The sequence below is a fragment of the Oleiphilus sp. HI0123 genome, assembly GCF_001635315.1.
On sequence record NZ_LWGE01000386.1, the window covers coordinates 1 to 8,020 of the forward strand.

Here is an 8,020-nt window from a genome sequence, read left to right on the forward strand (position 1 = left end):
GCTCAATTCCCAAGAACCAGTTAGCTGGCATATCACCTAAGAAAGACGTACTAGCCACAAACATGATTCCCTTGTGCTGGAAGACGTAAAGCAGTGTCACACCAATCCCGGAAATCATACCCGCGATTGCACCTTCCTTGGTCACCTTCTTGCTAAAGATACCCATCATTAAGACCGGGAAGATCGAAGAGGCTGCCAAGCCAAAGGCTAAGGCGACGGTACCCGCGGCAAAGTCTGGCGGGTTAAAGCCGAGATAGCCTGCAAAGGCAATGGCTCCTGCCATGGCAACCCTACTCGCCATGAGTTCATTCTTTTCTGAAATGTCAGGCCTAAAGACACCCTTGAGTAAGTCATGTGATATTGCCGAGGCAATAGCCAGCAATAAGCCTGCAGCGGTCGAGAGTGCGGCAGCCAAACCACCCGCTGCAACTAAGGCAATAACCCAATTAGGCAACTGCGCGATTTCCGGATTAGCAAGAACCATAATGTCACGATCCACTTTCACCATTTCATTTGTTTCTTTGTTAGACGTGTATTGAACCTTGCCATCCCCATTCTTGTCTTCAAACTTCAACAAGCCTGTTGTTTCCCACTTTTTGAACCAATCAGGACGCTCGTCATAAACAAGGTGCTCGCCTTTAGCAGGTTCAATAGTATTCATTAGGTTCAAGCGTGCCATCGCTGCCACAGCAGGTGCAGTCGTATAGAGAATGGTAATGAAGACTAGCGCCCAACCAGCAGACGTTCGCGCATCCTTCACTTTAGGAACCGTAAAGAAGCGTATAATCACGTGAGGCAAGCCCGCCGTACCAATCATCAAAGACATGGTATAAACAAACATGTTCGTGGTACTGAGCCGAGCCTGTGTGGTGTATTCAGCAAAACCGAGTTCCGAGACGACTTGATCGAGTCGATCAAGCAAGAAGGTTTCACTACCCACCATAGTACTGCCCAATCCAAGCTGTGGAATCGGATTTCCGGTTAGGTGTAAAGAAATAAAGACAGCCGGAATCGTGTAAGCAAATATCAATACGCAATATTGAACAATCTGCGTATAGGTAATGCCCTTCATTCCGCCCATGACGGCGTAGAAAAAAACAATGCACATACCGGTTAACAAGCCTGTTCCGTAATCCACTTCAAGGAAGCGGGAGAAAGCGACACCGATACCTTTCATCTGGCCGATAACATAGGTTACCGAAGCTACGATCAAACAAACCACTGCGACAATACGAGCAGTTCTAGAGTAGAAACGGTCGCCAATAAACTCTGGTACGGTAAACTTACCAAACTTTCTTAGGTAAGGTGCCAAGCACATTGCCAGCAATACATAACCACCTGTCCAGCCCATTAAGAAGACCGAACCGCCATAGCCATAAAAAGCAATTAAACCCGCCATTGAGATAAACGAAGCGGCAGACATCCAGTCAGCAGCGGTTGCCATTCCATTTGCAACGGGGTGAACACCACCACCGGCCACATAGAATTCTTTGGTAGACCCGGCACGCGCCCAGATGGCTATGCCAATATACATAGCAAATGTAATACCCACCACGATATAAGTTAAGGTTTGCAGTTCCATATCAGCCTCCTATTCTTCTACGTTAAATTCGCGGTCAAGTGCCGCCATTTTTTTTGCGTAATAAAAGACCAACACAACAAAGCTATACATCGAGCCCTGTTGAGCAAACCAGAAGCCCAATTTATAGCCGCCAATTTGAATCTGATTCAGTACATCGACCAGTAGGATTCCGCATACAAACGATACGACAAACCAAATGCATAACAGCTTTAGCATGAGTTTGATATTGTATTGCCAGTACGCAGATGCTTGCTCATTATTATTTTCTTGCATGACACATCTCCGCTTAGTTGAACCTTACATTTAAGGCTAAAGTAGACTGTCGGAGAATCACGATCTTTCGGTAAACCGTTACCCGATCGCAATTCTCCGACAGCCTCCAGGTCTTCTTTTATTTCCAGAAGCCAAGGCCAATCTAGCAAGTAATTTAGGAGAAGGGACCAAGACTTTGGTCTAAGTTACGACTAAAGTAGTAGACCTTACTATATGAAAAATGCGATACAGCACTGGTTTTTATTCACCGATAGTCAGCAAGCTGTATATACATAGCGAATACTCCAGAAATAATAATTAAATGAAGAGGTCATCGTGTCAGCCAGCATAGTGTTTACTGCCATCATCGCTTATACCGCTCTGTTATTCTGGGTTGCAAGACAAGGCGACCAAACACGCTTCTCTGAAGACTCCTGGTCTCGCCATCCTTATGTCTATGCCTTGGCCTTGGGCGTGTACTGCACATCTTGGACTTTTTATGGTTTAGTCGGAACAGCTTCAACTTCTACCTGGGATTTCCTGCCAATTTTGCTTGGCCCGATACTGCTGTTTACACTAGGGTGGCCAATCTTGAATAAGATTTTTCTAATTTGTCGGCAAGAGCATATTCATAGTATTGCCGACTTTTTAGCCTCCCGTTACGGCAAGCGCCAAGGCATTGCTGCGACCACGACCCTGGTGATTTTACTGGCGACAGTACCGTATATTTCTTTACAGCTAAAAGCAGTTTCAGACACCTTGTCTTTGATCATCGATACCCATCAGGTCGGTAATCAGGATGTCACCCTGCTGATCGCCTTCAGCATGATAGGCTTTGCTTTGTTGTTCGGTTCCCGGCAGCTTGATGTCTCTGGCTATCATGCAGGTTTGGTTAGTGCTGTGGCCTTTGAGTCCCTGATCAAACTAGTGGCTTTATTTTTTGTCACGGGTTTTGCACTCTATTGGATGAGCGGCGTTTCACCAGAGCAAATTGAATTAAGTAAGCAAGACTTAAATACTATCGCGGTCAGTGACTCAATTGACCTGCGCTTTTTTGTTGAAATGTTTCTTTCGGCGTGCGCTATTTTTTGCCTGCCTAGAATGTTCCATATAGCCTTTGTCGAGTGCCAATCAGAAAATCACTTGCGCACCGCCAGGTATGTCTTTCCTATTTACCTGACACTCATCGGTTTGTGTATCTACTTTATCGCTCAGGCAGGAAACCTGATGTTTGCAGATGGGCAAGTCTCGGCAGATACCTATGTCATCTCAATCCCATTGGCTCAAGAGCAGCAAACACTTTCTTTAATTGCCTTTCTGGGTGGCTTTTCTGCGGCAACCGCAATGATCATCGTGGCAACCGTCACCTTAAGCCAAATGCTAAGCAACGACGTTATTCTACCAATCATTATGCGTCGTCAAAAAGGGGCGAATCGTTTTAAAGACTACACACAATCGCTTATTTTTGCGCGCCGATTGACTGTGGTTCTGGTCGTTATTTTTGCTTATCTCTATCAGGTCGTTTTTGCTGAAAATGCAGCCTTGACCAGTATCGGCCTGACAGCTTTTGCATTAGCTGTTCAACTGGCACCGGCTATTATTTTTGGGCTATATTGGACGCGAAGTAATGCCACGGGAATCTATGCCGGGCTGGCAGCAGGACTGATCACTTGGGCCTATACCTTAATGCTGCCGCTACTGGTTGATACCGGCATGGTATCAAAAGATTTACTTTCGCAAGGCCCTCTGGGTGTAAAATGGTTGCGCCCAGAGTTTCTCTTTGGTTTAAGCTTTAGCGATGAATTCAGTCGAGGTGTGGTTCTAAGCTTACTCGCCAATATCCTCACCACTATCGTCGTTTCACGTCAAAACAGAACAACTTTATCAGACCGAATTCAAGCCCTGGCTTTTACTAACCAGTCCCAAAAACGTGCCTCGGAATACCAAAATTATGACGATATTAGCACCTTCGACCTGCGCTCACTTTTGGAACAGTTTGTTGGCAGCAGCATCACTAACAAACTCTTTGGTGAATACGACCATACCAGCGGTAATACAGCCGACGCTCGACTGATCAAAAAAGCCCAACAATCCTTATCTGGCATTGTTGGCGTTGCCTCCTCTCAGGCCATGATAGAAAGCCTGAGGAGTGGTCAGAAGCTGGCGGTAGAAGAAGTCGTTAATATCTTTGAAGAAACGACCCGAGCACTGCGTTTCAATCAGGATATTTTATTCGCGTCCTTCGATAATATTTCTTCGGGCATTAGCGTCGTCAACGGAGACCTCAATATGATTGCCTGGAATCGTCGCTATGAAGAAATGTTTAACTATCCCCAAGGCATGCTGCAAATCGGAATTGCAGTTTCTGACTTGGTTCGCTTCAATGCTGAGCGCGGACTATTGGGGCCTGGGGCCATTGACGAGCATGTTCAACGACGTCTTAAACATTTGATGCAAGGAAAGCCTTATCGTGTTGTACGCAAGCATCATAACGGCCACGTTATCGAGATAAAGGGCAACCCTCTTCCCGATGGAGGCTATGTCACCACTTATGACGATATCACCGACTTTATGGCCGCTCAGGATGAACTCGAACAAAACAATCTTTACTTGGAGCAACGCGTGCAAAGCCGTACCGCTCAGATTGAATCTATCAATCAGGATTTACGTAAAGAGATTGAACTGAGAAAAGAAGTTGAAGAGCAATTGCTAAAGGCCAAAGCCGTGGCAGAAGAAGCGAATACCACTAAATCGCGCTTTCTGGCCCTAGCCAGCCATGATATTTTACAACCAATCAACGCCGCTCAGCTCTATGCCAATACCTTGCTAGATGTAAAAGAAGACCGTCGAGACATGAGCACTATCGTGCAAATTCGGGATGCGATTCTAAGCGCCGAAAGTATCATATCCTCACTACTCGAAATAGCCCGACTGGATACCGGCACCCTGTCGCCACAACTCAGCCGATTCAAATTAGACGATATCCTTCAACCCCTGGTAAATGAATTTAAAGTATTGGTTAAGGACGAGGTTGAACTACATTTCGTACCCAGTTCACTGGTGGTAGAGTCCGATAAAAAATATCTGCGACGAATCCTGCAAAACTTCTTTTCTAATGCTGTTAAATATACCGAAAGCGGTAAGATCTTGGTCGGCTGCCGTCGCGAAGGTGAACGCGTGAGAGTGTGCGTCTATGATACTGGCTCAGGCATCGCGGAAACCGACCAGGCGCGTATTTTTTCAGACTTCTATCGAGCCCCGACTCAAAAGAGTATTGCCGGTTTAGGCCTAGGGCTGGCTGTTGCAGAGCGTTTAGCAGAACTACTTCAACACCCCATTTCTCTCGATTCAAAACTAAGGAAGGGCAGCTGTTTCTCTATATCCTTACCTCAAAGCCACTTACCCAAAATCATCGAGGCTCCGCAAGAGATCGCTAATGAAAGCGATATCGAAGGTTTAAATGTCATTTATGTTGATGACCAACAGGAAAACCTTAAAGCTACCGAAGCACTGCTCAACAAATGGAACTGCAAGATGCTGTCTTACAACAGTGCCGAAAGTATTCTCGATGATAGTACCAAACACTTTGTACCTGACGTGCTACTCATGGACTACCAGCTGACGCATGATGAAGGCGAAGACAAGTATTCAAACGGTATCAAATTAGCGAATGAGCTATTAGAGATATGGGGGCAAGACGTTCCCGTCTGCATCATTTCAGCCGCCTCCGAACCAGAGTTGGCGAGTATAGCGAAAGGGCAAGGCTTCAACTTTTTAAGCAAACCGCTTAAACCCGCGAAGCTTAGAGCCTTATTGAGCCAGTTAGTGCGACGAAAAAAGCAAAGCTGATGAGTTAAGCTCAAGACAGCTCTTTTTGACGCGCTATCGCTTTCTTAATTTGCTTATTTCTTAGGTAGGCTGCTCGGAGTGTGGAGATCAAGCCACCAATAAGTACGATCACCAAGAGAGTTTTACCATCTTCGGTTTCTAAGCCGCCAACCATATAAATAGCTAATAGCGAGAATGTGACAAGAAATATAGTCACCTGAAGAGAGAATGGCATTTTATTCATTGCTTTGATGGCCCAAAGTATCAGTTTCACTTAAACGCTGAGCTACTTGCTCTATCGTTTCACAGCTCTCAAGTAGCTTGGTCACAGATGATAAGGGCGCTTCATAGAGCCCTTCGAGAAAAAACTCTCCCAAACCATATCGCTCAATTGCCAGTTTTTCAACTGGAGGCGTGAATTGAGCGTCGATTTCAGGGGTATTCCCACGTGCATCGATACGGTACCAACCATAGTCAGGCAGGTGCACAGCGTTTAGTGCATGCAAACAAAAGCTAGGGGTGTCATCGAGACGTACACGTTGATAGCATATCGCAGTCGGAATTTGATTCGCTCTAAGTAAAGCAGCCAATAAGTGGCTTTTTGCGTAACAAAAACCTGTTCCGTGTTCAAGCACCTGAGAAGCTGAAACCGTTACCGGATTCAATCGGTAATCCCAACTGTGTTTTATTTCATCACGCACAAACTCAAAACACCTTTGGGCGATTACGTAGCAATTTTGCCTTCCTTGCGCTAACAAACTTGCCTGACGTTGCACGGCTTCGTGCTGCCAATCGATATAGGGGCAAGCCTGCAGATAAGCTTCCATTTCGTGACTACCTATTATTCTCTTCTGAGCGGAGAATTCTATAACATCAGCTACACCCTGCAAAAGGAAGCAAACCGCAAAATGGTAATATTCTATGAGGTAGCAATTTCTATTATTCGTAGGCAGAGGCCTCCGAGCCTCGCTAGCGGTTTAGCACGGTGGCAGATTCTAGCGAGGGGTGAAACCCTCTGTTTACGGGTATGATTAGAGTGTATTGATGAAGCTATCTATTCTGGCATTCACCTCATCTGCTTGCTCGGCAAATACCATATGACTGCCACCCGGTATAAGAGCCAGACTTGCATTAGCTAAAGCCTTCTTGAGGTAGTCAGCGTATTTGGGCGGGGTCATAATATCCTGATCACCCACTATGATTAAGCTAGGCAAGTCGATACTCGCTAGCTCGTTCATCAGATCAAAGCCATTGCATGCTTGCAAGTCTCTTAGTAAAACACCTGCTCCATTTTCCTGCATTGCGGCATTAATTTTACTGCGTAGCGGCTCATCAATTCTATGATTCATTGCCAGCACAGACTCGGGAATCCTGTCGTCCCCTTTAGCGAACAGGTCAGTAAGTTTATCTAATAAAGTTGGCAGAACTTTTAAACGAGCACCTGCACCGATTAGAACCATCCCTTTGAGCGAGCGGTGCCCTTGCGCTGCCAAAGCCAGTACCACGGCACTACCTAAGGAGTGCCCGACCAGTATGACATCGTCTAGCGTATCGAGATAAGTGCCAACAGACTGTACATAGTCTTCCATAGTTTTAAGCTTTGGGCCATTAGGATGTCCCGGTAAATCAACCGCTTCCGAGTGGCTGAAATGCACAAGCTGCTGCTCCCAAACCACACTATTCATACCCGAGCCATGTATAAAAACCAGCTTCATAGACTCACCTTTCTAAACAGCCGATGCCAAGTTACGACTAGAGGCTTCCGAGAACAAATAGCTTTGCATCGCTCTTAGTAACAAAGTTTGCGATAAGCTCACCTCACCCACTGTATTCAACATGGTTGATAGATCCTGCTCCGTCAATTTGTGTTCCTGACTATCGGAATATATCGCTTGGGTTACGACTTGTTTATGCTCATCAGTATTACGTTTAAGCTCCGTGTACATTTCTAACAAAACCACCTCATTGCGATGGTTAAATAAGTTACTCACCCCGGAATAAAAAGCCTCTACCTGAGCAATAATTTGTTGATAGGTATTATAAATAAAGAGGTTATCAGACTGTCTGAGATAGCTTAGATCATGACGAATATCTTTAACCTCCTTGGCGGCATAGGTGGCATTTCGAATTGCTTCCAATATCTGCTCAATACGCTCAGATTGATCTGTTTCAACGCGCCCTTTCTGCACACGATAAGCAAACTCTACGACCTCACCTTCTAGCTGTTTAATATCTTCATAGCCATCATCAAACTGATCCGTATCATTCAAATACCCTGCATTCTCCGGCTCTGAGCCAATCAATTTACTTTGTTTAATATTAAGGGTATTAATATTAAAACAGGCCAGATTTAACACC

The 8,020-nt window shown here is 45.4% G+C and carries 7 protein-coding genes; 1 reads left to right on the forward strand and 6 read right to left on the reverse strand.

The features are described 5' to 3' along the window. Together A3761_RS03635 and A3761_RS03640 are read right to left on the reverse strand one after the other, a co-directional pair. Window positions 1-1,582 (reverse strand): sodium:solute symporter family protein (locus A3761_RS03635; protein WP_068749834.1); only part of this gene is annotated, 1,582 nt, incomplete at its 3' end. A gap of 9 nt (window positions 1,583-1,591) precedes the next feature. Further along, window positions 1,592-1,855: a DUF4212 domain-containing protein gene (locus tag A3761_RS03640; RefSeq protein WP_068516597.1), complete on the reverse strand. Its 264-nt coding sequence runs from the start codon at window positions 1,853-1,855 to the stop codon at window positions 1,592-1,594. A 315-nt stretch (window positions 1,856-2,170) separates the two neighbouring features. On the opposite strand from A3761_RS03640, the gene A3761_RS03645 reads away from it, so the two are divergent. Beyond that, entirely contained in the window at window positions 2,171-5,683 is a 3,513-nt protein-coding gene (locus tag A3761_RS03645; RefSeq protein ID WP_068552974.1) for a PAS domain-containing hybrid sensor histidine kinase/response regulator, read from the forward strand. A gap of 10 nt (window positions 5,684-5,693) precedes the next feature. Here the strand turns inward: A3761_RS03645 and A3761_RS03650 are convergent, their stop codons facing one another. From A3761_RS03650 to A3761_RS03665, 4 genes are all read right to left on the reverse strand, one after another. Continuing rightward, window positions 5,694-5,906, reverse strand: coding sequence for a hypothetical protein (locus A3761_RS03650; RefSeq protein ID WP_156490258.1), 213 nt, complete (start codon window positions 5,904-5,906; stop codon window positions 5,694-5,696). Then, window positions 5,899-6,489, reverse strand: coding sequence for a transglutaminase family protein (locus A3761_RS03655; protein WP_068552973.1), 591 nt, complete (start codon window positions 6,487-6,489; stop codon window positions 5,899-5,901). Before A3761_RS03655 ends, A3761_RS03650 begins: the two co-directional genes overlap by 8 nt. Before the next feature lie 204 nt (window positions 6,490-6,693). Beyond that, a complete protein-coding gene (locus tag A3761_RS03660; RefSeq protein ID WP_068516584.1) occupies window positions 6,694-7,377 on the reverse strand; it encodes an alpha/beta fold hydrolase in 684 nt (227 codons plus the stop codon). Window positions 7,378-7,389: 12 nt separating this feature from the next. Further along, window positions 7,390-8,020 (reverse strand): hypothetical protein (locus tag A3761_RS03665; RefSeq protein WP_231881147.1); only part of this gene is annotated, 631 nt, incomplete at its 5' end.

Coding starts and splice junctions, on each gene's coding strand:
- A3761_RS03640 (WP_068516597.1), bottom strand. CDS start 1,855: ATGCAAGAAAATAATAATGAGCAAGCATCTGCGTACTGGCAATACAAT.
- A3761_RS03650 (WP_156490258.1), bottom strand. CDS start 5,906: ATGAATAAAATGCCATTCTCTCTTCAGGTGACTATATTTCTTGTCACA.
- A3761_RS03655 (WP_068552973.1), bottom strand. CDS start 6,489: ATGGAAGCTTATCTGCAGGCTTGCCCCTATATCGATTGGCAGCACGAA.
- A3761_RS03660 (WP_068516584.1), bottom strand. CDS start 7,377: ATGAAGCTGGTTTTTATACATGGCTCGGGTATGAATAGTGTGGTTTGG.